22 protein-coding genes and 1 pseudogene are annotated in these 26,152 nt (G+C 60.5%); 15 read left to right on the top strand and 8 right to left on the bottom strand.

The genetic code is table 11. The features are described 5' to 3' along the window. Positions 1-10 precede the first annotated feature (10 nt). The 4 genes from BN1241_RS04505 to secA all read left to right on the top strand — a co-directional run bounded on the left by BN1241_RS04505 (position 11) and on the right by secA (position 6,935). Complete coding sequence (locus tag BN1241_RS04505) at positions 11-1,570, top strand: NADH-quinone oxidoreductase subunit M (RefSeq protein WP_054952515.1); 1,560 nt, start codon at positions 11-13, stop codon at positions 1,568-1,570. A gap of 56 nt (positions 1,571-1,626) precedes the next feature. Further along, positions 1,627-3,129 carry an NADH-quinone oxidoreductase subunit NuoN gene (gene nuoN, locus BN1241_RS04500; RefSeq protein WP_230198325.1) on the top strand — a complete coding sequence of 501 codons (1,503 nt, stop codon included), beginning with the start codon at positions 1,627-1,629 and terminating at the stop codon, positions 3,127-3,129. 53 nt (positions 3,130-3,182) lie between these two features. Beyond that, entirely contained in the window at positions 3,183-4,127 is a 945-nt protein-coding gene (locus BN1241_RS04495; RefSeq protein ID WP_054953798.1) for a polyprenyl synthetase family protein, read from the top strand. A 96-nt stretch (positions 4,128-4,223) separates the two neighbouring features. Then, complete coding sequence (gene secA, locus BN1241_RS04490; protein ID WP_054952513.1) at positions 4,224-6,935, top strand: preprotein translocase subunit SecA; 2,712 nt, start codon at positions 4,224-4,226, stop codon at positions 6,933-6,935. Between the two features lie 127 nt (positions 6,936-7,062). Here secA and BN1241_RS12760 read toward each other — a convergent pair whose 3' ends face one another. Beyond that, positions 7,063-7,476, bottom strand: coding sequence for an Rv3235 family protein (locus tag BN1241_RS12760; RefSeq protein ID WP_261795464.1), 414 nt, complete (start codon positions 7,474-7,476; stop codon positions 7,063-7,065). Positions 7,477-7,639: 163 nt separating this feature from the next. Then, on the bottom strand, positions 7,640-7,843 hold the full coding sequence (locus tag BN1241_RS04485; RefSeq protein WP_054952512.1) for a helix-turn-helix domain-containing protein: 204 nt from the start codon (positions 7,841-7,843) through the stop codon (positions 7,640-7,642). A gap of 249 nt (positions 7,844-8,092) precedes the next feature. Here BN1241_RS04485 and BN1241_RS04480 point away from each other — a divergent pair, with 249 nt between their 5' ends. Next, entirely contained in the window at positions 8,093-8,548 is a 456-nt protein-coding gene (locus BN1241_RS04480; protein ID WP_054952511.1) for a DUF6912 family protein, read from the top strand. A 62-nt stretch (positions 8,549-8,610) separates the two neighbouring features. On the opposite strand, the gene hisN is transcribed toward BN1241_RS04480, so the two are convergent. The 4 genes and pseudogenes from hisN to BN1241_RS04460 all read right to left on the bottom strand — a co-directional run bounded on the left by hisN (position 8,611) and on the right by BN1241_RS04460 (position 12,390). Next, positions 8,611-9,432 carry a histidinol-phosphatase gene (hisN, locus tag BN1241_RS04475; RefSeq protein ID WP_054952510.1) on the bottom strand — a complete coding sequence of 274 codons (822 nt, stop codon included), beginning with the start codon at positions 9,430-9,432 and terminating at the stop codon, positions 8,611-8,613. 122 nt (positions 9,433-9,554) lie between these two features. Continuing rightward, positions 9,555-10,562 carry a ribosome small subunit-dependent GTPase A gene (gene rsgA, locus BN1241_RS04470; RefSeq protein WP_054952509.1) on the bottom strand — a complete coding sequence of 336 codons (1,008 nt, stop codon included), beginning with the start codon at positions 10,560-10,562 and terminating at the stop codon, positions 9,555-9,557. Further along, a pseudogene (gene aroA / locus BN1241_RS04465) lies at positions 10,559-11,785 on the bottom strand (3-phosphoshikimate 1-carboxyvinyltransferase); the annotation flags it as partial. The pseudogene aroA and the gene rsgA, both read right to left, overlap by 4 nt. 56 nt (positions 11,786-11,841) lie before the next feature. Next, positions 11,842-12,390: a DoxX family protein gene (locus BN1241_RS04460; protein ID WP_054952507.1), complete on the bottom strand. Its 549-nt coding sequence runs from the start codon at positions 12,388-12,390 to the stop codon at positions 11,842-11,844. 468 nt (positions 12,391-12,858) lie between these two features. On the opposite strand from BN1241_RS04460, the gene BN1241_RS04455 reads away from it, so the two are divergent. The 6 genes from BN1241_RS04455 (at position 12,859) to BN1241_RS04435 (ending at position 16,598) form a co-directional block, all read left to right on the top strand. After that, entirely contained in the window at positions 12,859-13,614 is a 756-nt protein-coding gene (locus BN1241_RS04455; protein WP_054952506.1) for a glucosamine-6-phosphate deaminase, read from the top strand. Positions 13,615-13,722: 108 nt separating this feature from the next. Next, entirely contained in the window at positions 13,723-14,865 is a 1,143-nt protein-coding gene (locus tag BN1241_RS04450) for an N-acetylglucosamine-6-phosphate deacetylase (RefSeq protein ID WP_054952505.1), read from the top strand. 54 nt (positions 14,866-14,919) lie between these two features. After that, positions 14,920-15,528 carry a sigma-70 family RNA polymerase sigma factor gene (locus BN1241_RS04445; RefSeq protein ID WP_054953797.1) on the top strand — a complete coding sequence of 203 codons (609 nt, stop codon included), beginning with the start codon at positions 14,920-14,922 and terminating at the stop codon, positions 15,526-15,528. Beyond that, on the top strand, positions 15,525-15,800 hold the full coding sequence (gene rsrA / locus BN1241_RS04440) for a mycothiol system anti-sigma-R factor (protein ID WP_054952504.1): 276 nt from the start codon (positions 15,525-15,527) through the stop codon (positions 15,798-15,800). Before BN1241_RS04445 ends, rsrA begins: the two co-directional genes overlap by 4 nt. 69 nt (positions 15,801-15,869) lie before the next feature. Further along, entirely contained in the window at positions 15,870-15,944 is a 75-nt protein-coding gene (locus tag BN1241_RS13575; protein ID WP_390618018.1) for a 50S ribosomal protein bL37, read from the top strand. Between the two features lie 96 nt (positions 15,945-16,040). Further along, positions 16,041-16,598: a hypothetical protein gene (locus BN1241_RS04435; RefSeq protein WP_054952503.1), complete on the top strand. Its 558-nt coding sequence runs from the start codon at positions 16,041-16,043 to the stop codon at positions 16,596-16,598. Between the two features lie 227 nt (positions 16,599-16,825). Here BN1241_RS04435 and BN1241_RS04430 read toward each other — a convergent pair whose 3' ends face one another. Next, a complete protein-coding gene (locus BN1241_RS04430) occupies positions 16,826-17,392 on the bottom strand; it encodes a GDSL-type esterase/lipase family protein (RefSeq protein WP_054952502.1) in 567 nt (188 codons plus the stop codon). Between the two features lie 126 nt (positions 17,393-17,518). Further along, positions 17,519-21,304 carry a multifunctional oxoglutarate decarboxylase/oxoglutarate dehydrogenase thiamine pyrophosphate-binding subunit/dihydrolipoyllysine-residue succinyltransferase subunit gene (locus tag BN1241_RS04425; protein ID WP_082418213.1) on the bottom strand — a complete coding sequence of 1,262 codons (3,786 nt, stop codon included), beginning with the start codon at positions 21,302-21,304 and terminating at the stop codon, positions 17,519-17,521. A 261-nt stretch (positions 21,305-21,565) separates the two neighbouring features. Between BN1241_RS04425 and BN1241_RS04420 the strand changes: the two genes are divergently transcribed. The 4 genes from BN1241_RS04420 to BN1241_RS04405 all read left to right on the top strand — a co-directional run bounded on the left by BN1241_RS04420 (position 21,566) and on the right by BN1241_RS04405 (position 26,052). Next, positions 21,566-22,873 carry a hemolysin family protein gene (locus BN1241_RS04420; RefSeq protein ID WP_054952501.1) on the top strand — a complete coding sequence of 436 codons (1,308 nt, stop codon included), beginning with the start codon at positions 21,566-21,568 and terminating at the stop codon, positions 22,871-22,873. Then, positions 22,870-23,907 (top strand): hemolysin family protein, encoded by a 1,038-nt coding sequence (locus BN1241_RS04415; protein ID WP_054952500.1) that lies wholly within the window; start codon positions 22,870-22,872, stop codon positions 23,905-23,907. The genes BN1241_RS04420 and BN1241_RS04415 overlap by 4 nt, the downstream gene beginning before the upstream one ends. 124 nt (positions 23,908-24,031) lie before the next feature. Continuing rightward, positions 24,032-24,958 carry a M23 family metallopeptidase gene (locus BN1241_RS04410; protein ID WP_187117596.1) on the top strand — a complete coding sequence of 309 codons (927 nt, stop codon included), beginning with the start codon at positions 24,032-24,034 and terminating at the stop codon, positions 24,956-24,958. 308 nt (positions 24,959-25,266) lie between these two features. Then, a complete protein-coding gene (locus BN1241_RS04405) occupies positions 25,267-26,052 on the top strand; it encodes a glycerophosphodiester phosphodiesterase family protein (RefSeq protein WP_054952498.1) in 786 nt (261 codons plus the stop codon). Positions 26,053-26,152 lie beyond the last annotated feature (100 nt).

The raw sequence follows: 26,152 nt of genomic DNA, 5'->3' as shown, positions 1-26,152 counted from the left end.
TAGAGGTTACATGGATACCCCACAAGCCGCAGCCGTTCCCTGGCTGACTGTCCTAATCCTGGTGCCGCTGGTAGCTGCTGTGATCCTGGCGTTTACCAAGTCGCTCCACCGTCAAGCGAAGAGCTACGGGCTCGTCGTCTCCGTCCTGGTTCTTGCCGGCACGATTGCCGCTTTCGCCAGCGAATTCGATATGTCGGCGGGCGGCACCGTCCAGCTGGCAGAAACCTACTCGTGGATCCCGTCGATCGGTGTCTCGATCGCCTGGGGCGCGAACGGTATGAGTGCAGCGATGATCGGACTGTCCGTCCTGCTCGTCCCGCTCGTCATCCTGACCGCCGATTCGGACCGCTTCTTGCGGCCCCACGAGGAAGAGAACGGGCGCCGCGATGCCGGATACGTGGCATGGGTGCTCGCGCTCGAATCGGTCATGATCGCGATCTTCGCCGCCCAGGACGTGTTCCTGTTCTACGTGCTGTTCGAAGCCATGCTCCTGCCCGTCTACTTCCTCATCGGACGCTACGGCGGACCGAAGAGGCAGGCAGCTGCACTCAAGTTCCTGCTGTACTCGCTCGCGGGTGGTCTCATCATGCTGGTCGGCGTTGTCGCCGTCTACGTGTCCGGCCCCGGCGGACCGGAGGGCTTCCTCATCGCGAACCTCGCAGGTTCCGTGACGGGCTCCGATACGGCTCTCATGCTCATGTTCCTGTCCTTCTTCATCGCCTTCGCGGTCAAGGCCCCGATGTTCCCCGTGCACACGTGGCTCCCGGATGCGACAGAAGAAGCCCCCGCAGGAACCTCGGCCCTGCTCGTTGGTGTGCTCGATAAGGTCGGCACCTACGGCATGATTGCTCTCTGCCTGCCCCTGTTCCCGCAGGCCGTGGAGCAGGCGTCGACCGTCATCATGGTCCTCGCCCTCATCTCCATCCTCTGGGGTGGGTTCATGGCGATCGCCTCGAAGGACCTCATGCGACTAGTCGCATACACCTCGGTGTCGCACTTCGGTTTCATGGTCATGGGTATCTTCTCCGGTTCGGAGACGGCCATGACCGGCGCGATCCTGTACATGGTGGCGCACGGTGTTGGCACGGCCGCGCTGTTCCTCATCGTCGGCTACCTCGCCAAGCGCGGTGGCAGCCAGGTCATCACCGACTACGGCGGCTGGCAGCGGGTCACCCCGGTACTGGCCGGTGCGTTCCTCATTTCCGGTCTTGCCACCCTGTCCCTGCCGGGCCTGTCGGGCTTCGTTGCCGAGTTCATGGTGCTGGCAGGTACCTACTCCGTATCGAAGGTGATTGCCGGCATCGCCGTCCTCGGCGTGCTGCTCGCGGCAGTCTACATTCTGCTGCCCTACCAGCGGGTCTTCACGGGCCCCCGCCCCGCGCTTCAGGTCGCTGACCTGAGCGTGGCAGAGAAGACCGTTGCCGGTGTTCTCATCGCAGCCATGCTTGCGCTCGGTTTCCTCCCCGGTCCGATCATCGACCTGGTGGAACCGGTTGCTCAGCAGTCCGTCGCGATCGTGGCTGACAGCGTGTCGGCCGCCCCCGCGCTCATCGAAGGGAACCTCACGTGACCAACTTTGTGACCCCAGAAATTGACTGGGCCGCGCTCACCCCGATCCTTGTGGTCATGGGCGCAGCCGTTCTCGGTGTTCTCGTTGAGGCCTTCGCGCCCCGCGGCTCACGCCGCCCCGTTCAGCTGACCATCAGTGCGCTTGCCCTTGCCGGTGCGCTCGTGGCGGTCGTGTGGCGGTGGACCGTCGTCGATAGCGACGGCGCACAGGAGCTCGTGGGCGGTCAGCTCCTCGAAGATCCCTTCACGCTCATGGCGCAGGGCATCGTCCTGATTTCCGCACTGCTCGCACTCTTCGTGATCGCGGACCGTGCCCAGACGAAGGAGGGGGCGTTTGCGGCATCCGCTGCAGCCCGCCCCGGTTCCCCCGAGGAACGCGAACTCATTCGTGCTGAAGTGCAACAGACCGAGGTATACCCCCTCGTCCTGTTCGCCGTCACGGGCATGATTGCCTTCCCCGCGGCCGGTGACCTGCTGACGCTCTTCATCGCACTCGAGGTGCTGTCGCTCCCGCTGTACATCCTGTCGGGCATGGCGCGCCGCAAGCGCCTCATCTCCCAGGAAGCAGCGCTCAAGTACTTCCTGCTCGGTGCGTTCTCGTCAGCGTTCTTCCTCATGGGACTCGTCCTGCTGTACGGCTTCTCCGGCTCGGTACGCTTCTCCGAGGTCGCGTCCGCCACCACCCAGACGGTGGGCATGGACTGGATGCTGATCGCAGGCATCGTTCTCGTTCTCATCGGTCTGCTCTTCAAGGTGGGTGCGGTTCCGTTCCACTCGTGGACTCCGGACGTATACCAGGGCGCCCCAACCCCGATCACGGGCTTCATGGCGGCGGGCACGAAGGTTGCTGCCTTCGGTGCGATGCTCCGCTTCCTGTACGTCATCGGTTCGAGCATGGCAGAGGACCTCGAGATCCTCCTCTGGGCCGTCATTATCGCCACGATGCTAGTCGGTACCGTCATGGGTATCATCCAGAACGACATCAAGCGCATGCTCGCCTACTCGTCGATCGCGCACGCCGGTTTCGTTCTCATCGCCGTCACCTCCTTTGAGGCCTCCGGCATTTCCGCCACCCTCTTCTACCTGCTGGCATACTCGGTTGCGACCATCGGCGCCTTCGGAGTTGTCACGCTCGTGCGTGAAAAGGATGCGGCCGGAAACATTACCGGTGAGGCAACCTCGCTCGAGGCGTGGGCCGGGCTTGGCAAGACCAACCCGGGGCTCGCAACCGCGATGCTGATCTTCCTCCTCTCCTTCGCCGGCATCCCCCTCACGGGCGGTTTCGTTGGTAAGTTCGTGGCCTTCGCGGCCGGAATCGAAGGCGGGGCGTGGCCGCTCGTTGTCATCGCCGTCCTCGCATCCGCAGCGACCGCATTCTTCTACTTCCGTCTCGTAGTCCTCATGTTCTTTGAGGAGCCTGCGGAAGGCACGACCACGATTTCGTCCGAGGGCATGAGTCTTGTGACAATTGTGCTGTGCGCAATCGCCACGATCGCACTCGGTGTCGTTCCCGGCCCGATCATGGAACTAATTGGACAGGCGGCGGTGCTACTCCCGTGATAGAAGAACTCGTCAACGCCACGGGCAGTCTGAACGACAGACTGACGGAGCTCATGGAATCCGTGGAGACTCGTCTCCAGGAAACCGTGCGCGCTCCCGAGCCCGACATTGATGCACTGACGAGGCACCTGGCTGCGGCGGGTGGCAAGCGCCTCCGCCCAGCACTGTGCCTGCTCACCTCGTTCCTCGGACCCAATCCGGGTAACGAAGAGGCAGAGATCTCGGCAGCGGTCGTCGAACTGACCCACCTCGCAACGCTCTACCATGACGACGTCATGGACGATGCTCCGATGAGGAGGGGAGTGCCCTCGGCACAGCAGCTTGCCGGCAACTCCGCCGCGATCCTCGCCGGTGACGTTCTCTTCGCGAAGGCATCCGCCCTCGTGGCCGGTCTCGGCCCGGAGGCGGTCCGCCTCCACGCTGTCACCTTCGAGCGGCTTTGCTTCGGCCAGCTTCGCGAAACACTCGGCACTCCCGAGGGCGTGAGCCCGCGGGATAACTACATTCATGTGCTGGCCGAAAAGACCGGTTCACTCATCGCCGCATCCGCCCGCTACGGCGTGAACTCGGCAGGTGGCGATCCCGAGATTGCTGAAGCCGTGTCTGACTTCGGTGAAAAGGTGGGCGTTGCCTTCCAGCTTGCCGATGATGTCATTGACATCATGTCCGACGGTGACGTGACCGGGAAGACTCCGGGCACGGACCTGCGGGAGGGCGTGGAGACGATGCCGATCCTGCTGCTGAAGGAACGACAGGCAGCCGGCACGATCAACCCCGACGGGCAACGGATCCTTGACCTTTTGGCCGGGGAACGGGACGACGCGGAAGTTGAGCAGTCCGTTGCTCTCCTGCGCAGGCATCCTGTCATGGATGACGTTCGTGACCTTGCTAGGTCATGGTCGGACGACGCTGTTGCCTCGCTTGACAAGATTCCCGATGGGGAAGTGAAGGACGGTCTGATCGCGTTCGCATGGCTCATGGTTGATCGCATCAGCTAATCGCCGAATTATCCGCCCGGGTTCCACGCGAACTCGGGCGGATCGCGTTCCACGCCGTACAATGTTTTCAGTTGACCTAGTCGCAGGAGTAGTTTCGTGTCAAAGATTCTCAATAAGATTCTTCGTGCCGGTGAAGGCCGCACTCTCAAGAAGTTGCAGTCGATCGCCAAGCATGTTGACGAACTGGAGGACTCGTTCCTCGAATTAAGCGACGACGAGTTGCAGGGGATGACGGCCGAGTTCAAGGACCGCCTCGAAGATGGCGAGACGCTCGACCAGCTCCTGCCCGAAGCATTCGCCGTGGTCCGGGAAGCGGCCCGCCGCACGCTCGGTCAGCGTCACTACCCGGTCCAGATCATGGGTGGGGCGGCCCTGCACATGGGCAACATTGCGGAAATGAAGACCGGTGAAGGCAAGACCCTGGTCGCTACCCTTCCCGCCTACCTCAACGCGCTGACCGGGAAGGGTGTTCACGTCATTACCGTGAACGACTACCTTGCCACCTACCAGTCCGATCTCATGGGGCGCGTCTTCCGCTTCCTTGGCATGACAACCGGGTGCATCACCTCCGGCATGACACCCGCGCAGCGCCGCGAACAGTACGCCGCTGACATCACCTACGGCACGAACAACGAGTTTGGTTTCGACTACCTGCGCGACAACATGGCGTGGAAGGTTGACGAGCTCGTCCAGCGCGGACACTATTTCACCGTCATTGACGAGGTTGACTCGATTCTTATTGACGAGGCCCGTACCCCGCTCATCATCTCCGGTCCCGCGGAAGGTGATGCGAACAAGTGGTACACGGAGTTCGCCCGCATCATCAACCAGCTGCGTAAGGACACCGACTACGAAGTTGATGAGAAGAAGCGTAACGTCGGCATCCTCGAGCCGGGAATCGACAAGATCGAAGATCAGCTCGGCATCGACAACCTGTACGAAACTTCCAACACGCCCCTCATCGGTTACATCAACAACGCGATCAAGGCGAAGGAACTGTTCAAGAAGGACAAGGACTATATTGTCATGGACGGTGAGGTTCTCATCGTCGACGAGCACACCGGACGCGTCCTGCCTGGCCGACGCTACAACGAGGGCATGCACCAGGCGATCGAAGCGAAGGAAGGCGTGAAGATCAAGGCCGAGAACCAGACTCTCGCCACCATCACCCTCCAGAACTACTTCCGCCTGTACGAGAAGATTTCGGGCATGACCGGTACGGCAGAGACCGAGGCCGAAGAATTCGCCTCCACCTACGACATCGGTGTGGTCCCGATCCCGACGAACAGGGATATGCAGCGCATCGACCAGATCGACCTCGTGTACCCGACCGAAAAGGGCAAACTCACCGCCATCATCCGCGACATTGCCGAACGGCACGAGAAGGGTCAGCCCGTCCTCGTGGGCACCACCTCGGTGGAAAAGTCCGAAGTGATCTCCCGCGAACTCAAGCGCGCCAAGATCAAGCACGAAGTGCTCAACGCCAAGTTCCACAAGCGCGAGGCAGCGGTGGTGGCCATGGCCGGCCGCAAGGGCGCCGTCACGGTTGCGACGAACATGGCGGGCCGCGGTACGGACATCATGCTCGGTGGCAACGCCGAGTTCCTCGCCGTGGAACAGATGGAAGCCAAGGGCCTCGACCCGGCTGCGAATCCCGAAGAGTACGAGGCGGCCTGGCCGGCCGTGCTCGAAGCCGCGAAGGAAGCGGTCAAGCGCGAACACGACGAGGTCACCGAACTGGGTGGGCTCTACGTGTTGGGTTCGGAACGCCACGAGTCCCGCCGTATCGACAACCAGCTGCGCGGACGTTCGGGACGTCAGGGGGACCCTGGGGAGTCCCGCTTCTACCTGTCCCTTGAAGACGATCTCATGAGGCTCTTTGCCTCCAACCTCGCAGGCCGCCTGCTGGCCTCCGATCGCCAGCGTGAGGACGAGCCGCTCGAGTTCAAGATCCTCGCCAAGACCATCGAGTCCGCACAGACCACTATCGAGGCACGCAACGCCGAGACCCGCAAGAACGTCCTCAAGTACGACGATGTGATGAACGACCAGCGTACCGCCGTCTACAAGGAACGCCGGGAGATCCTCGAAGGTGAAGACCTGGCTGACTCGATCCAGTCCTACCTCTCCCAGGTGGTCTCGGACGTCGTCGCAGGCCACACCGCCGGTGATCCGACGGACTGGAAGCTGAACGAGCTGTGGAACGACATGAAGACCGTGTTCCGTCCCTCGATCACCCCAGACGAGCTCCTCGAGGACGTGGGGGCACAGAACCGTCTGACGGTCGAGCGCCTCAACGCCGAATTCGACGACGACATTCACGCCCAATACGAGGATCGTGAAGCCGAGTTCGGGGAGGAGCAGATGAGAGAGATTGAACGACGCGTTCTCCTCACTGTCCTCGACCGCAAGTGGCGCGAGCACCTGTACGAGATGGACTACCTGAAGGAAGGCATTGGCCTGCGGGCCATGGCCCAACGCAACCCCCTTGTCGAGTACAAGCGGGAAGGGTACGACATGTTCAAGGCCATGTCCGCCTCCATCAAGGAAGAAACTGCCCGCTACCTGTTCGGGCTCAAGCTCCCTTCGGATGCTGAAGCGGAAGCGAAGGCAGCGATCTCTTCGGTCGAAACGGATGACGAGACGATCGCCATGGCACGCAGGCAGGAAGCAGCCGACAAGGTGCTGTCCATCACCCGCCCGCAGTCGAAGTTCCGCACGAACCAGGAAGACTCGACCGGTGCGCAGCCGGCAGCGGCAGGCCAGAACCGTGCCCAGCGCCGCGCAGCGAAGAAGCGCAACCGCTAAACACACGTAAGCAAACACCGCGAACCCGAGGAGACTGGGGTTCGCGGTGCTTGCTTTCTAAGAGAAGAGCCGTGAGTGCAGACCGAATGTGTTGGGCGGCTGGATTTGGGGTGCTAGATACGGGGCATTAGATGATGTCGAGTGCGTTAGCTCGCCACCTGCCACGATGCAGTTCGAGGCGGACAGCGCAGGCACGGGGACGGGTCATGTCCCAGATGACGACGCTGGCTTCGCAGACACCCTGCTTGGGAACGCAGACGCGGGAGTTCATCACCCGCCCGGGTAATCGGGTCAGTTTCTTCATGCGGGACTGGAGGCCCGCGGAGCGTGCCAACTCGACGTAAATGTGAGGGGCGAGCCATCTTTGCAGCTGTCGCACAGACCGATGCCCAGACATCACCTCGACAGCCGCGAGAGCGATCCGCTCAGCCACGTGCTTTGGGTCGGGAAGTGACGCTTCTGCATCGGGAATAACCTGAAGAGCAGGAGATGGTACTATATGTCTATTTCGAGCTTCTTCATCTTCGTAATGATAAGTCATGAGCCATCATTGTCTCTCTGTCCGATACTGTTCATCTACGCCTTTGTAGATGATTTATGGCCATTATTAATACGGTTCGAAAGCTCATCAACCGGTTGGAACCGGTGTTGTGGATAAAGTAATGGGGCCACTAGCGGTGGCCCCATCCTTGAGAGTCAGTGTTTTACTGTTCCTGCACCCGGCGGCGGGTGCGCTCGTAGCCGTCCTCGATGTACTTATCAAGAATGGTCTGCTCAATACGCCACTGTCCGCGTCCACCAACCTGGATGGCGGGGAGAGTGCCCGTATGAATAAGTGATCTCACCTGAGCCGTTGAAACGTTGAGGGTCTCAGCGACATCGGCAATCGTCATAAATTTTGTGGCCATGATATGCGATCTCCGGTTTCGTTACCCTCGTGACCACCGTAAGCCGGAAGGACTCAAAGCAGTCCGAGAGTGTTTCTTCTTAGATATTGTCAATCGGGACGACTGACAAAGTGCGTTCAAATACTTAACAGTACATCTTGCTAGTATCAGAGTAAATTGTATGGCATTCCTCTATCAGGAATGATTAAGGTTTTACGCGAGTCGACAAGATCGTGCTGGAAAATCGGGAAGAATATGCGAGGTTGAGGGATGGCAATAGCAAGGGTGTTCTTTTCCATTGAGCACACGGATCTGAGTAAGCATCAGCTCGCACCCACGCAGGCCCACACGGTCACTGAGGGGCTTAAGAGGATGTTCCCGGGCGAAGATGACGAAGAGCACGATCTCATTGCCCAACTGGCTGCATCGGACGACAATCTACGTCACGTGAAAGGCGAACCATTCCGATTGGTCGTTGCTGCGGATGCTGAGATCACGGAGGGTGCAGACCCCGATGATCCGTCCCTCGTCATCATCAACCAGCCCGTAGCCTGGTCCAAAGTGGCGGCGATCTTCACTGATGAACAGGATGCATCCCCGGATGTTCTAGCGGCCCGCCAGGGGAGCGAGGAGGCTTTCGATGCACTCGCGGGCTGGGAGATGCTCTGGTATCACCCTAGCGAGCGCCTACGGCTCGCAGAGGAGCTCCGCGGCTACAGCGAGTAGGTGGTGGGAAGGTGAGAAGAGCGGGGGAGCGATGTCGGAGCCGCCCGCTCACAGGCTCCCACCTAGGCTCGCGCTTGGCCCTCACCATCGGAGACGGAATGAAGCAGGGCGAGGGCCTCCTCGTGGAGAAGACCATTCGTGGCGAAGGCGTTACCGCCGCGCACGCCAGGCTCCCCGTCGACCGATGTGAATGTTCCACCGGCTTCGGTCACGATCGGAACCAGCGCCGCCATGTCATACACTTCCAGCTCAGGCTCGCACGCAATGTCGACGGCTCCTTCGGCAAGGAGCATGTAGGACCAGAAGTCACCGTAGGCGCGGTTGCGCCAGCATTCTTCGGCCAAGCGCAGGAAACCGCGTAGCTGTCCACGTTCGGCCCAGCCGCTCATGGACGAATAGGACAGGGATGCATCCTCGACTCGTGCGACTTGGGAAACGCTCAGTCGTTTTGCGTTGGTCCAGTTGCGGCCCGTGAACGCGCCGAGGCCTCTCCCGGCCCACCAGCGCCTGTGTAGGGCGGGAGCGGAGACAATACCCATCACGATCTCTCCATCCTCTTCAAGAGCGAGCAGAGTGGCCCAGACGGGTACGCCACGAACAAAGTTGCGGGTCCCATCGATCGGGTCGATGATCCAGCGCCGTGCCGCGGTCCCGGTCTCGCCTTCTTCTTCGCCGAGAATGGCGTCGCGCGAGCGGGAGCGACCAAGCATTGAGCGGATCATTTGCTCAGCCGCAATATCAATCTCCGTGACCTCGGTGTTGTCCGGCTTGGTGCTGACAGTGAAGTCCTGAGCCTGGAAACGGGGAAGCGTCAGTGCATCCACCTGATCGATGATGGCGGTGGCGAAGCTCAAATCATCGCCTATACGGTTAAGTGATGGCATGACACATACATTACGTGACAACGGGGCACTCGTGGCCCAGCGCCAACAAGCGGGACCGCGTCACGAACGGCAATCACTGGACGAGCGGACCGGGTGCGGCTATTTGGCAGCTCGGTAGTAGCTCAGAACTGTTCGGCGTTGTGCCGTGCTTCGAGAAGCCTGCGGTAGGAATCGACACGGACCGCGGTCACCCCGGTTGCGGTATCGAGCATGCATTCCGGCTCGGTCGCCGCATGGGAGCATCCGCGCGGGCAGTCTTCTGACAGCTCCAGCAGATCCGGGAAGGCCTCGAGGAGCATGTTGGGTTCGACATGGGCGAGACCAAATGACCGAACACCGGGGGTGTCGATGATGATGCCGCCTCCCGTCAGATCGAAACCGATCGCGGAAGAAGACGTGTGTCTGCCGCGGCCGGTCACCGCATTGACCTGGCCGGTTGCTCGTTCGGCTTCGGGCACGAGGGCGTTGATCAGGGTCGACTTGCCAACCCCGGAGTGGCCTACGAGAACTGAAATGTGGCCTTGGACGATGGTGGCGACATCGTCGACACCATCGGTTTGGCCGGTTTCTTCGTTGATAAACGTGGAGACCACCGTTAAATCCAGTCCGCGGTAGTGGTCGAGCAGGGGAGCGGGGTCTGCCAGGTCCGATTTTGTGAGGACGAGAATGGGTTCCATTCCGCCGTCGTAGGCGGCAACAAGGCACCGGTCGATCATGCCGGTGCGGGGCTCGGGTTGTGCCAGAGCGGTGATGATGAGGAGCTTGTCGGCATTGGCGACAATGACCCGCTCGGTGCCTGCCGCTTCCCCCTCCTCGGCGGTCCGGCGGAGCATGCCGGAGCGGGGGAGCACACGGACAATGCGAGCGAGAGTGTCTTTCTTCCCGCTTGTGTCACCGACGACGGACACCTGGTCACCCACAACGATCGAGCCCCGGCCGAGCTCGCGTGCCTTGACCGCGACCACGGCCGTACCATCCTCCATGACGAGGTGGTAGCGGCCGCGGTCAACCCTGTATACCCGGGCGGTTAGAGCATCCTCAAAGTCAGGACGGATTTTGGTCCGGGGTCGTGAGCCGCGCCGATTGGGGCGCACACGAACCCGGGGATCGTCCGTACCCGTATCCCTCATTGAACGAGCTGCGCCCACATGCTGGGGAAGTCGGGGAGGGTCTTGGACGTGCAGGCAATGTCCTTGACGGACAGTCCTTCCACACGCAAACCAAGGATCGCACCGAACGTTGCCATGCGGTGGTCCTCGTAGGAATCCACGATCCCGCCCGTGAGCGGTGCCGGCTCGATGTAGAGCCCGTCGCGGGTCTCCACGCACGTGCCACCCAGCTTTGTGATTTCGGTGGAGATGGCTGCCAGTCGGTCGGTTTCGTGACCGCGCAGGTGAGCAATTCCCGAAAGACGTGTGGGGGTGCCCGCGAGAGCGGCCACGGCCGCAACCGTGGGGGTCAGTTCCCCGCACTCACTCATGTCCTGGTCAATGCCCTTGAGTGTGCCGGTGCCGGTGACGGTCATGACACCATCCTTGAGGGATGATGTTGCTCCCATCATCTCCAGGATCGGAATGATCTGGGCACCACCCTGGGTGGTGGACGTGGGCCAGTGGGGGACCGAGACGGAACCACCCGTGACCGCCGCTGCGGCGAGGAACGGGGAGGCGTTCGACAGGTCCGGTTCGATCGTGACCCGGCCCGGGTTCAGGGCGCCGGGGGCAACCGTGAACGAGATGGGATCGCGGCGGACGTCGATGGTGGCGCCGGCCCGGCGCAGAGCATCGATCGTCATCTCCACGTGGGGCAGGGACGGGATCTGGTCACCTGTGAGATTGATTGTGAGACCGTCCGGTAGCTGCGAGCCGACCAGCAGGAGCGAGGTCAGGAACTGCGAGGAACCGGATGAATCGACCGTGACCGAAGAACCCTTGACGGGGCCGGTGACGGTGAGAGGCAGGGTTCTTCCCTTGGGACCAACCCCCGCATCAATCGTTGCACCCAACTGCTCTAAGGCATCGAGCACTGGCTCGATCGGGCGAGCGTACATAGCCTCATCGCCGTCGAAATGGACGGGACCCGAGGCGAGAACCGATGCGGCAACGAGGAACCGATACACGGTTCCTGCCAGCCCGACATCGATGCTGGCACCCGTCAGGGGGCCGGGGGTGATGGTGAGCGATTCCTGCTCCACATCGATCGTGATCCCCATTTTCTGCAAGGCTTCGATCATGAGATCGGTGTCTCGCGAACGCAGTGCCCCCTCAATCGTGGAGGGCTTTGATGCGAGAGCGGAAATAACAAGCTGCCGGGCCGTCAGCGACTTCGACCCTGGAACAGTAACGAGCCCGCGAACCGGTTGTTCCCGATAGGGAGCCGGCCACGGGTCGAGCGGAGCTGAACTTCTGCTTAAGACTTTGCCTTCTCCTTGACCTTGGCGATTTTGTCTTCAAGTTTAGCCCGTTGTTCGTCAAGACGGATTTCGTAGTCCTCTGCCAGCGCGTTCAGGTCATCCTTGTGCGAACGGTGGTTCTCAAGGCGCCATCCGAGCGAGGGCTTGCCGCGGCGGTCACCGGCTGCCACGAGTGCACCACCGGCGAGGCCGATTGAGCTCACGAGCCCAGCGATGTGCTGCTTGCGTTCTTCACCCTCCGACAGCCAAACCGGATTGCGGACAGCACCGAGGGCAAGCTCGGTGCCAGCAAGGGTGAGGGCTGCGATGCGGGGCTTCTTTCCAAGGGCCATGCCAATGCCGGCGACGATACGGACGGCACCCACGGCACGGGTGAGGGTCGTGATGGTCCCGGCAGAAAGCTCACCGATTCCAAGCTGCTCAAAAGTGGGATTGACGCGCTCGACCGTTTCGACATGATCGGGGGCGTTACGGACGGCGTCAACACCGGAGGCGATGAACGGTACTGCGAGAAGGGGACGTGCGAGTGCTGTGATGATAGTCATGAGTCCATTGTTTACCAGACGGGGGAAAAAATAAACCGGAAAGCCTAATTCTGCTCTAAGGAAATCGAGGTCATTGACCTAAATAAGGTGGTCAGATCCTGTTGGTGTGCTGCAGGCAGTTGCGGTGATGCTAGGCGGCCTCTTATTCGATCGGGAAGTTTGAGTGCCGATCAAGGTGATTTTGTTTTGTAGCCCATGGTTCCATCCATTAGCGGGAGGATCGTGAGAAGATAGGGCATCCTAAACCTGAGCATCTCGGCGACCGGGCGGGAGAAATGTTGAGCTTCTTAGTGTCTTGGTGGGAGAATCTGACAGTCCCACCAGTTACGAGGGGCACGGGCACGAGCCATAACAGGCGCGTGTGACATTCGATGACTGAGCGTGGTTCGGTGCATATGACACGGGATCTACTTTCCTTTGATCGAGTGTGTCTTGGTTTGTTGATGCGCTGAAAGGCAGACTTACGGCATGAAGATAGTAATTCGCGAGAGCGCGGACGAGGCATCGAAGATCGCTGCCCAACACATCGTCGACAAGGCCACCCCGGGCATGAAGCTGGGTGTTGCGACAGGCTCCAGCCCCCTCCCGCTCTACAAATACCTGCGTGAAGCACGGGCCGAGGGAACCTTCTCCCTGCGAGGCAGTACGGCATGGGCACTCGATGAATACGTGGGTATTCCCGCCGACCACGAGGAGCGCTACCGTAACGTGCTGCGCCGCGAACTGGTGGGCGATGACAGGACCGGTCTGTTCGAGGAAGACCTGCACACCCCCGATGGGCTCGCAGAGAATCCGCACCTCGCGGCAGCCGAATACGATCGGGAGATCGGTGACGGCGTTGATATCCAGATTCTCGGACTGGGCCAAAACGGCCACATCGGATTCAACGAACCGGCCAGTTCACTTTCGTCCCGCACCCACGTTGACGTGTTGACGAAGACAACGCGGCAAGACAATGCTCGTTTCTTTGACGGGAACCCCGACCTGGTTCCCAGCCACTGCATTACCCAGGGACTTGGCACAATCATGTCCGCCAAAGACATCATCGTTGTCGCATTCGGTGAGACAAAGGCACGGGCATTGAAGCAGCTCATGGAGGGCGGGGTCAGCCAGCGGTGGCCAGCCACGGTCCTCCAGCATCATCCTAGCGTCACGATCTTCGCCGACAAGGATGCTGTCAGCCAGCTCGAGCTTCTCACCTACTACCGCCAAATCAGCCTCTAATCACGAGTGGGTTTTGATCGGTGCCGCGAGGTGCCGGCCAAGACCCGTACCAATCCAGTTCTTACCTCGAACCGGCCACGGTGCTGTGGCGGGAGATAACGGATAGTCATGGAGACACTGTCGGCCACGGTCATGGATGCCGCGGGAAATGTTCTCGGCTCCACCCTCACCATCGACGACGGAATTGTTATCGAGATGTCTCCCGCACGGGATGATCCGGGGACCCAGGCCTACTTCTTTCCCGGCTTCATCGACCTGCATTGCCACGGCGGCAGGGGAGTGTCCTTCCCCGACAGCCTCGACGGGGAAGACATTGATCGGGGCGCTGCCACCCACGCACGAGCTGGAACCACCCACCTCATTGCCTCCCTCGTATCTACCGAGGATCCTCTGCCGAGCATTCGAGTACTGGCAGATGCCTGCGACCGGGGTACCTTGATTGGCATTCACCTTGAGGGCCCCTACGTCAGTCGCAAGAAGGCCGGTGCCCAGAACCCCGACGTTATCCGCCCCATCGACCTCGACGATCTTCGGCAGTGGTTGGAAGCGGGACGGGGATGGATCAAGACCGTGACGATCGCGCCGGAGCTAGACAATTCAGATCGGGCAGTCGAGCTACTCCACGCATACGGTGTAATCGTGTCGTGGGGACACACGAACGCAAACTCGGAACAGACCAGAGTTGCGATCGAGCATGCAAACAACGTTGTTGGTCGGAGCCCCGGACAAACCACAACCCACCTGTTTAATGCGATGCCGGGGTTGGATCACAGGAATCCTGGGCCCGTGCGCGAATTCCTCCACGCCGCCAAGAACAACAGGGCTGTGGTTGAAATTATTGGGGACGGGGTGCACGTGGCGACCGAACTCGTAGCCGACTGCCTCACCTACCTTGATCATCCAACCGAGCCGGGTCTCGCCCTCGTCACGGATGCACTTGCGTGTGCGGGAATGCCCAATGGGGACTATGTGTTGGGCGGACTGGACGTGACGATGACCGATGGTGTCGCTACCCTCACCGGCACCTCCACCATTGCAGGGGGAGCATCAACACTGGCCGACCAAGTCATCCGCCTGCTCGAATACGGTGTCGCTGCCGATGTGCTTGCGCGAGCCACGATGCTCGCTCCAGCCCGCGCCCTCGGCATCGACCCACCGGCTTCTCCCGCCCACGGGAAACCACTAACAGGGGTACTCATCAGTGGAAAGACTGTTCGCGCCTGGCGTGACGGTAATGAGCTCGGGAATTAAAGGCTTGGGTCGCTCGTTCCCAGCCATGAGACCAACAACGGTAGTATGGGAAAGATGACAGAGGAAATTCACCGGGCACCGGAAGACGAAACCGATGAGGAACGTCGCGTCCGTTTCGAACAGGACGCGATGCCGTTCCTCGATCAGCTCTACGGTGCTGCCATGCGCCTCACCAGGAACCCGGCCGATGCCGAGGACCTGGTGCAGGAAACGTACGCGAAAGCATACAGTTCCTTCCACCAATTTAAGGAAGGAACAAACCTTCGCGCCTGGATGTACCGGATCCTCAACAACACCTTTATCTCGTCCTACCGTAAGAAGCAGCGAGAACCGCAAAAATACGACGCCGGTGAGCTGGAAGACTGGCAGATGCTGGAAGCCTCAACACACGAGGCACGCGGAATGCGATCCGCAGAAGCCGAAGCAATGAGTGCGCTCCCCGATGAAGAAATCAAGGAAGCGCTCGCGGCCCTCCCCGAAGATCGTCGCCTCGCCGTATACCTGGCTGATGTTGAAGGATTCGCGTACAAGGAAATCGCGTCGATCCTCGAGATCCCCCTCGGTACGGTGATGTCACGACTCCACAGGGGCAGGTCCCAGCTTCGGGAACTCCTTGCCCAGTACGCTGCCGAACGAGGATATGCCACGGAGGCGAAGGTATGAAGAACATCAACGATGTCGCGCGTGAGCTCGGCACCAGCGTGCAAGAAGAATGCACCTGCGAAGAAGTAAGAGACCACCTATTTGAACTGCTTGATCGGGAAATGACCGAGGAGCAGGAGGGTCGTCTCCGCGCACATGCAGAAAACTGCCCCACCTGCACCGAAGCTGCCGAGGCAGAGAAGCACATGAGGGAAGTGATTCGCCGGTCGTGCGCCGAGTCCGCACCCGACTCGTTGCGTGCCAAGGTCGTCACCGATCTCACGCGTCATTAGGCTTTCGCAAATAAACCCATTGGGCCCGGCATGGTATCATGTCAGGTGTTGTTTAACTGAGGAGGAACCATGTCCCGTCGTGGTCGCAAGCGCAAGTCGCGTAGGAAGAACGCAGCCAATCACGGTAAGCGTCCCAACGCATAGCATCGGATGTGGCATGGCCGTCCCCTCTTTTGGGTGCGGCCATGCTCTTATCCGGCCCTCAGTTTTCCACCCCTTTGGTCTTCTCAAGGAGAGACATTGTCGACAAGTGTTCCTGATTTCGCTGGCCGAATTTCTCGTATTGCCCAGCAACGCGGCCTCTGCTGGGGGCTCATGATGGAACTGTGGGACGGCGATGAAGCGTTCATCAAGTCCGTCCGCGAGGGCGAATTTGGTGAATTCATGAGGGAACACTTCCAGGAGATCGGGCAAGAATCACTCGCCCACGGACCCCTCATGAGCCTCGATGTCTATTCGCGTGGCGCACGCAGGCGCACGTTCGAAGATGATCGCGACGCGTTCCTCGCCGACCATGACACTCTGCTGGGCGACAAGCCGCACTACGACAGCCTGGTGACGATGCGGGATCTGTGCCGCAAGGAGTCGGCAGCCTGGGCCGCGGGTGATGTTGAGGGTGGTCGCGAGATCCGTAAGGAAGAGTTCCTCCATCTCGAAGGCGGACTGGAGATGTCTCTGGTCAAGCTCCTGAACGAGAACATCGAACAGGCCAAGTCCCACGTGTGGCGCACCCTGTCCCGAATCTTCCTCGTCTTCCTCGCAACCGAGACGGGACACCAGTCATCGCTGTCAAACTAACCTCCTGAGGAAATGCTTTCCTCGTAAGTAGCGCGGGTTTTTCGAGATTGAGTCCTGAAAATAAGACATCAATCGGGATCATGAAGAAATGGTCACGACGAAACCGAGAGCACAACACCACGATCTAAAACGGTGAGGTCCGCCCTCGTAATTCAGGGGCGGACCTCACCGTTAAATGTCTATGACTGGACCGCACGGAGCATCGTAAGCTCATCGTGCGGGGCTAGCTAAGCGTTGATTCCCAGCCAGTGGTGCCATCCGTTGTGGAGCACCAGCCACGCGAGGAGACCGTAGCCTGCCTGCTGGGGTGTGTAGGCGCCAGGCTGAGCCATGTCAGTCTGCCACTGGTCGTGTGAGGCGAGTGGGTGGTAGGTGTCGACGTAGGGGACACCGCGACGCTCCGCCACATCACGGTAAGCATTTGATAGTTCGCTCAATGCCTTGGCAGGCACATCCGCCCGGGGCGGGGGGCCAACAATGAATGACTTCATGTGCTGCCGGGTCGCCTGGTCAAGGACGTTGGCGAGGTTGAGGCGGGCTCTGATGAGGGAGATGCCGTGGTCAAGATCGTGTGACCCCGTCCCAATAACGAGCCGGTTATCGGCCTCGGGGGAGTAGCGGGCCATCACTTCGGACTCCCACCGCTCCGACAGTTGCTTGGAGTTTTCACCGGGAACGGGAAGGACCATGGCGGTGAGGGGAATGGGGGAATCTGTGCGTGCGAGCACGCGCCCCGTCCATCCCATCGCGCGAGCATCCCCGCGACCGGCGACAAGCTCGTCGCCTACGACCATGATCCGTAATTCCTCAGTACTCACCTTTCCAAGTCTCTCATAAGGAACCGCCGACGGCCCGTGGGCCGCCGGCGGTGTGTCAACACGATTGTTGTCGAACCAGCGTGCTGATGGGACGGGTGTTGTTTAGCGTTCGAAGGCCCTATCCATGAGGTCCTTCGCTTCTGCAACGTGGCGCGTGGAGAGACCGGTTGCGGGGGAGGCTGCGGCCGAACGGGAGACGCGACGCACCTGCCCGATCTCGGGGAACACGTTAAGTGCCAGGAACGGCCATGCGCCCTGGTTCGCGGGCTCGTCCTGAACCCAGATGAGCTCAGCATTGCCGTAGGCAGCAAGGGCTTCCTTCACCTGCTCGGTCGGCTCCGGGTAGAGCTGTTCTAGACGAATGATTGCGGTCTTCGTGTCGCCACGCTTCTCGCGAGCATCCACCAGGTCGTAGTAGACGCGACCGGAGCAGAGGAGCACGCGGTCGACACCTGCGGGATCCAGGTTGAGGTTTGTTTCGCCAATGACCTGCTTGAAGCCACCCGAGGTGAAGTCCTCGATTGCGGACTGTGCTGCCTTGCGACGCAGAAGCTGCTTCGGGGTGGCAACGATGAGGGGCTTGCGGGGGCGTGCGTACGCCTGGGTGCGGAGCGCATGGAAGTAGTTGGCCGGCGTTGACGGTTGGATGACAATCATGTTCTCTTCCGCGCACAGCTGCAGGAAGCGCTCGATGCGGGCCGACGAGTGGTCGGGTCCCTGCCCTTCGTAGCCGTGGGGGAGGAGCATGACGAGGGAGGAATTCTGGTTCCACTTCTGTTCAGCGGAGCTAATGAACTCGTCGATGATGATCTGCGCACCGTTCGCGAAGTCACCGAACTGTGCTTCCCACAGGACGAGAGCATCGGGACGCTCCACCGAGTAACCGTATTCGAAGCCGAGGACGGCGTATTCGGACAGGGACGAGTCGTACAGCCAGAGCTTGGCCTGGTCTTCCGTCAGGTGGCGCAGCGGCACCCACTCGGCACCCGTATCCAGGTCGTGAGCGGTGGCGTGGCGCTGGACGAAGGTGCCGCGGCGCGAGTCCTGGCCGGACATGCGGACCGGAGTCTGTTCGATGAGGAGGGAGCCGAACGCAATAAGTTCGGCAAAGCCCCAGTCGATGTTCCCCTCGACCGCCATCTTGTTCCTGCGTTCGAAGAGCTGAGCGATCTTCGGGTGCAGAGTAAAGCCCTCGGGGGCGCGGACGTGTGCTTCGCCGATGCGGGCGATGACGTCGGGTGTGGTGGACGAGGTCCAGCCCACGATCGTGCCAGCATCTTCCTGCTGGGCTGCGGGCAGTTCCAGGCCGGCAACGGTGTCCGGGGTGGCGACGTGGGGGAAGCCGTAACCGGTTTCCTTCTCCGATTCGCGTACCTCGTCGAAGGCTGCGGACAGGATGTTGTGGAAGTCCGTTTCGAGCTCCTCAACCTGAGCATCGGTCAGGGCACCGCGGCCGAGCAGGGATTCGGTGTAGAGCTGACGTGGGGTCTGCTTCGATTCGATGAGGCCGTACATGACGGGCTGGGTCATCGACGGGTCGTCACCCTCGTTGTGTCCGCGTTTGCGGTAGCAGACCATGTCGATGATGACGTCCTTGTGGAAGGTCTCCCGGTACTCGAATGCGAGGCGAGCAACCTCGGTCACGGACTCGGGATCGTCACCGTTGACGTGGAAGATCGGGAGCTGAAGACCCTTCGCGATATCGGTCGGGTAGTAGGAGGACCGGCCCGAGGCGGGGGAGGTGGTGAACCCAATCTGGTTGTTGACGATGATGTGGACCGTGCCGCCCGTGCGGTAGCCGCGCAACTGGCTCAAGTTCAACGTTTCGGTCACCACACCCTGGCCGGAGAACGCAGCGTCGCCGTGGATGAGGACGGGCAGGACAGAGAAGCCTTCCTCCCCGAGGTCGATGCGGTCCTGCTTGGCGCGCACAACGCCTTCCAGGACGCCGTCGGCAGCTTCGAGGTGGGAGGGGTTAGCGGCGAGGTAGACCTCGGTGGTCGAACCCGAACGTGCCGTGTACGTCCCTTCTGTTCCGAGGTGATACTTGACGTCGCCCGTGCCCTGAACGGAGCGCGGATCCTGCGTGCCGTCAAACTCGGTGAAGACCTGACGGTAGGACTTGCCGGCAATGTTGGTCAGCACGTTGAGGCGGCCGCGGTGGGCCATGGCGATCGCAACCTCTTCCAGCCCAGAATCAGCTGCCGAGTCGAGGATCGCATCGAGAAGCGGGATGAGGGATTCGCCGCCCTCGAGGGAGAAGCGCTTCTGACCCACGTACTTGGTTTGGAGGAAGGTTTCGAATGCTTCGGCCTCGTTGAGCTTGCGCAGAATCTGGAGGCGATCCTCGGCGGTGAGCTCAATGTGGGGGCGTTCGAGGCGGGCCTGGAACCATTCGCGTTGGGCCGGGTCCTGAATGTGCATGTATTCGATGCCGATGTTGCGGCAGTACGATTCGCGCAACTGTTCGATGATCTCGCGCAGCAGCAGGTGCGAGGTGCCGGCGAAACCACCCGTGGGAAAGGAGCGGTCCAGATCCCACAGGGTGAGCCCGTAGCGGTTGATGTCAAGGTCGGGGTGGCGGCGGTTGCGGAACGCGAGCGGATCCGTGTCCGCGATCAGGTGCCCGCGGGACCGGTAGGCGTGGATGAGTTCAGCGATGCGGGCGGGCTTGCCCAATTCACGCTTCGCGTCGTACTCGATGTCCTTCTGCCAACGCACCGGCTCGTAGGGGACGTGGAGGGCGGTGAAGACACGATCGTAGAAACCGTCACGGCCGGTCAGCTTCTCTTCCATGGCCCGCAAGAATTCACCCGAGGCGGCGCCCTGGATGATCCGGTGATCGTAGGTGGAGGTCAGGGTGACAACGCGGGATATGCCGAGGCGTGCGAGAACCTTGTCCGAGGAACCGGCGAACTCGGCAGGGAAGTTCATGGCGCCAACGCCCACGATTGTGCCCTGGCCGTTCATGAGCCTCGGGATGGAGTGCACTGTGCCGATACCACCCGGGTTGGTAAGGGTTGCGGTTGTGCCCTGGAAGTCATCAACGGAGAGCTTGTTTTGGCGCGCCTTGTTGACGAGCTCCTCGTAGGCGCTCCAGAACTGCACAAAGTCCATGCTTTCTGCGGCCTTGACCGAGGGCACGACGAGGTTGCGGGTGCCGTCCGGCTTGGGCAGGTCAATGGCGAGACCAAAGTTTACGTGCGCGGGCTCGTAAACGGCAGGCTTGCCATCGTCCGTCTGCGAATAGGACCTGTTCATGTCCGGGACCTCAACGAGGGCCTCGACCATGGCGTAGCCGATGAGGTGGGTGAAGGAAACCTTGCCGCCGCGGCTGCGCTTGAGATGAGAGTTGATGACCGCACGGTTCTCAAAGAGGACCTTGGCGGGAACGGCACGCACGGAGGTGGCCACCGGGATCGTCAGTGAGGACTCCATGTTGGTTACGGTGCGTCCAGCCGCGCCACGCAGCTTCGTGGTCTGGTCGGCACTGTCCTCTTCGTGGGCTGGTGCGAGATCGTACTGTTCGGCATAGGGGGTGGTGGCGGGAACCGCGACCACGGTGGGGGCGGGAGGCAGGTCTGACCTCACCTGAATCTGGTCACTCGCTGACTGTCTGCTATCAGGCTTCTGCTGTGCCTTGCGAGCGGAATCGCTGGCAGGTGCGGCAGATTTCTGGGGAGCTTCCACGGTCGCTTGGCGGCCTTCTCTTTCCCAGCGCCGGAACAGCTCGCGCCACTGCGGCTGCACGGCTCCACGATCCTGGAGATATTCGGAGTACAGTTCGTCGATGAACCATTGATTCGCACCGAAATCCTCGTCCGGTCGTACATTGTTGTCGGACACTTTTGGTCGCCCTACTTTCGAGGTGTATGAAATGCGGAACATGCCCAGTTTAGGTGACACTCATGACAGAGATCTCATCGGGCACGTATTTCCGTCTCAAAAATTCGTCTTTGAAATCAAAATTGGGACATGCGTCAAGTAACGGTCACGATTGCGTCTTATCAGGTCCTCGTATCGCCCTTTTTCTGCCCTCCTTCCGAAACCGTTTTGAGACCGTTCCAGGGATGAGCACGACGTGAGGTTAGCGGTGTCTTGGCGCATTAACGCAGTGGTCAGTCAAGAAGAAGGTAGCATCAAATCACTATGGACTACCTCCTCCTGATTTTCGGCGTTGTCCTCACGGCCGGCACGGCAGTTTTTGTGGCAGCCGAGTTCTCCCTCGTTGCCCTGGATCCGGGCACGATCGAACGCAAGGCGGCCGACGGTGACCAGCGGGCGATATCCGCTCAGAAAGCACTGAAAAGACTTTCCCTCGAGCTTTCCTCCGCCCAGGTGGGCATCACGATCACGACGATCCTGCTCGGCTACACCTCCCAGCAGGCGCTCGCCAACCTCCTGACCGGACCGATCGCATCGGCAGGGGCCGCGGAAGCGGCCGCCACCGGCATCGCCGTCGTCATCTCCCTCATCGTCATCAACCTGTTTTCAATGCTCTTTGGCGAGCTGGTGCCGAAGAACTTCGCACTGTCGGACCCCCTGAGTACCGCGGGTGTTGTGGCCCCGATTCAGGGTGTCTTCACGAGGCTGTTGCGCCCCCTCATTGTCGGACTCAACTCCTCAGCGAACTGGATTATTCGAAAGTTCGGTATCGAACCCGCCGAGGAGCTCTCGGGTGCTCGCTCCGCCACGGAACTCGTTGCTCTCGTGCGCAGGAGCGCGAAGATGGGCACGCTCGATATCTCGACCGCTCGGCTCCTCACCCGCTCCATCGGCATTGGTCGCCTGACTGCGGTCGATGTGATGACCGACAGGGGCAGGGTCAAGTGGATTGAACAGACCGCAACGGCCGCCGACGTTGTTGCGCTTGCTCGCACCACGGGATACTCCCGTTTCCCCGTAGTTGGAGATGACCTGGATGATGTGCGGGGCTTCGTTAATCTCCGCAGTGCCGTCTCCATTCCCTATGAACGCAGGGGAGACGTGCCGGTGACATCCTCGTCTCTTCTCAAACCGATCGAACGCGTGCCCGAAACGGTGGCGCTCGCACCCCTCATCGTTCAACTGCGCGACACGGGGCAGATGGCGCTCGTGCTCGACGAGTACGGGGGCACCTCCGGAATCGTCACTCTCGAAGACTGCGTTGAAGAAGTCGTTGGTGAGGTTGCTGACGAGCACGATCCGAGGAGGCTACGGGCCCGCTTCTCCGCCAATGGCTGGGTGATCCCGGGAGACATGAGGCCGGATGAGCTCGCTCGCGAATCGGGACTGAATGTTCCGGATGAGGGGCCCTACGAAACGTTGGCCGGATACATTATGACCGAACTGGGCAGGCTACCCGAGGTCGGAGACCAGGTGATCGGTGAGGACGTGGTCCTCACCGTTGAAGCTCTTGACGGCAGGAGAGTCTCCTCGATCAGAGCCCGTGCCAAGGCAGGGGAGGAGCAGGAATGAGCACGACAACCGCACTCATTATTGGACTCATTCTCCTGGCCCTCAACGCATTCTTTGTTGGTGCGGAGTTTGCGATCATGTCGGCGCGGCGCTCGCGGATCGAACCGCTTGCTGACGAAGGGTCAAAGCGAGCGAAGATCGTCTTGTGGGCACTCGAGAACGTTACGCTCATGCTCGCCGCATGCCAGCTTGGTGTCACCCTCTGCTCCACCTCCCTCGGTGCCGTGGCTGAGCCTGCGATCGCGTCCGCTCTCATGGGTCCCTTCACGGCGATGGGTATCCCAAGCGCGGCATCGCACACCGTTGCCTTCATCATCGCCCTCGTTGTCGTGGTCTACCTCCACGTTGTCATCGGTGAGATGGTGCCGAAGAACCTGGCGGTCACGGTTCCCGAAACTTCCGCCCTCATCCTCGCCCCACCGCTCGTTCTCATCACCCGCATTTTCAAGCCCATCGTCGTTGCCCTCAACTGGCTCGCCAACCACATCGTCAAGCTGTTCGGATACGAACCGAAGGACGAGGTCGCCTCGGCGTTCACGGCTGACGAGGTTGCCTCAATCGTCGAAACCTCCCAGCGAGCAGGAGTGCTCGATGATGAGATTGGGCTCCTGTCCGGAGCCATTGAATTCTCGGACCTGACGGTCGCGGAAGTCATGGTGCCTCGCGACGAGGTCACGACCGTGAGTACTGACGTGACGCCCGCCGACATCGAGGAACTCGTCGCGCAGACCGGCTATTCACGTTTCGTTGTCGCAGAAACAAGTGGACGCTTCGCCGGCTACCTGCACCTCAAGGACGTCATTGGGGCGGCGGGCCCCAACAGGAATCGGCCCCTGCCCTCCTTCAAGATCCGCACCATGTCCACGATCCCCGCCGAGAACGAAGTGGAATCCGCCCTTGCCATCATGAAACGTGACGGAATTCACCTTGTCGAGGTGAGGGATGAGGAGGATAGGTCAATCGGGGTGCTATTCCTCGAGGACATCCTGGAAGAGCTGGTCGGCGAGGTGAGGGACTCGATGCAGCGGGACTAAAGTCGCCCCGCAAACTTGATGAGTCTGACATTTTTGGGGGATGCTGACCTCCCATGAAATCGCTATGATCAAAAGGCAGCGTTATCTATTCGTTACCTCCTGTTATCAATGTGAGAGTGAGTTCGTGGGAAAGCACAGCGCGCCGAGAAGTGCGTCGAAGCCAATCGAGCAGGCCGTGGCCATGCCCGATCAGCAGGTGACCGAGAAACTGCCGGCACTACCGATCGCAGTTTCCCGTCGTGACCTGCGCCTGGCTCGACAGGCCGCGAAGCAGCGCGCCCGTCGCAAGTTGCGCATGCAGGCCATGTACGCCTCCGCCACGTCACTCTTTGCAGGATTCGGTGCCTCCACGGTGCTGTCGGGAACCGGTCAGCCGGCCGCCGCCGTCAACCAGGCTCCTCCCGTCACCTCGTCTCTTTCCACGTTCACGGCAACGACCGATGCCTCGGTTCCGAGGTCGCTTGCAGGTAGTGACGATGCGGTCGAGCTTGACCGTTTCCTCGCCACCCAGGAGGCTGCTGCTGCGCAGGAGCCCACGTGCGAACCTGTTGAGGGTGCAAACGGAATGCTCGCCGCCATGTCCCCCGAATATGACGCGGGGCTGGTCATGCCGGTCGCCAAGGGCAACTACCGCCTCACTTCCGGATACGGCGCGCGTTGGAGTCCTTTCGGTGGCGGCTACCAGCAGCACCTCGGTACCGACTTTGCGGCAGCGCAGGGCACTCCGATCTATGCTGTTGCCGCTGGCACCGTGGAATATGTTGGTGTGGGTAAGGACGGACGTTCCTCCAATCTCATCATCATCAAGCACGAGATGGATGGTCAGGTGTTCTGGTCCTGGTACGTGCACATGTACGACGATGGACTCCACGTCAAGGAAGGCGACATCGTCACCGCGGGAGAGCACATCGCCGACGTGGGTAATAACGGTCGCTCGACCGGAGCCCACCTCCACCTGGAAATCCACACCGATGAAGACGGCACCACGATTGATCCGCTGACGTTCCTGACAGAAAACGGTGCGCGGGACATTTCCGAAGTCTGCAGCTAGCACACCGATTGAAGACCGTCATTTACCGTGTGCTCGGTCTTGGATTGACTCTTCTTGGCTTTTGATTGGACCCCGCCGTTATTCACTTTTTATCTGTAAAATCTGACGCTATCTAGAGTCCGATCATCTTCTCTATTCGAAAAGTTTGTAACGTGACGATTTGTGCAGGTCATCCCATAATTGGGTCTGCTGGTGCACTCAAACCTAGCTGGTATACCGTTTTTCGCTCGTGATCATAAATGATCACCTAATAGTGGATATTTATCTGGAAAGGCCAGTTCCCTTATTTGAAGTGGAACAATGGGTCCATGAGATCGTGGGAAAGTGCAGATAGGCCGATTGTGCTCGCACACCGTGGTGGGGCCGATGAATATCCAGAAAACTCGGTCGCAGCATTTGAGGGAATGAGAAGCCAGGGCTTCACCTATATCGAAACCGACGCTCATGCCACCGCCGACGGTGTCCTTGTCCTGCTCCACGACCCGCTGCTGGACCGCACCACGAACGGTTCCGGCCGCGTCTCGCTACACGGCTGGTCGGAAGTTCGGGAGCTGAAGGATGAGTCGGGCAATTCCCCCATGACTCTCGAGCGTGCGCTCACCGAATTCCCCGACCTTGACTTCAATGTTGATATCAAGGCCAATTCGGGGCTTGCTCCCATGGTGAAACTCCTCAAATCCGGAAAATACCACGACCGGATTCTGCTTGCCTCCTTCTCGGAGAAGCGGCTGCGACGAGTGCGGAAACTGGTGCCGGGAATCTCGACGAGCATGGGCACGGCAGCGATCGCGAGGCTTGTCCTTGCCTCATGGGCACCCAAGAAGATGCGCCGGTATCTCGTGAAGGCGGTGCCGGGGCCCGAGCGGGGCGCGGTCTGCGTTCAGATCCCCATGAAGTTCCGCGGCCTACGCATTGTCACCCAGGACCTCGTGGATCTCGCTCACGAGCGGGGACTGGCAGTGCACGTGTGGACGGTCAACGAAGTGAAGGACATGATCGAGCTCCTTGACCTTGGCGTGGATGGGATCGTGACCGACCGACCAACACTTGCTCGTAATCTCATCGATTCACGGTTCGGAACGTCTTCTTCCTAGCGGCTTTGCCACGGGGCTGGATTCCTAGGTGCTTTACCGGGGTAATGGCGTCCGTCGTTCACATTGATTTATGGCGTTGTGCGGCTATATTGCGGTAGTT

It is taken from the genome of Flaviflexus massiliensis, from assembly GCF_001375495.1.
In the GTDB taxonomy this organism is placed as follows: Bacteria; Actinomycetota; Actinomycetes; order Actinomycetales; family Actinomycetaceae; genus Flaviflexus; species Flaviflexus massiliensis.
This window is presented reverse-complemented; position numbering and strand designations above follow the sequence as displayed.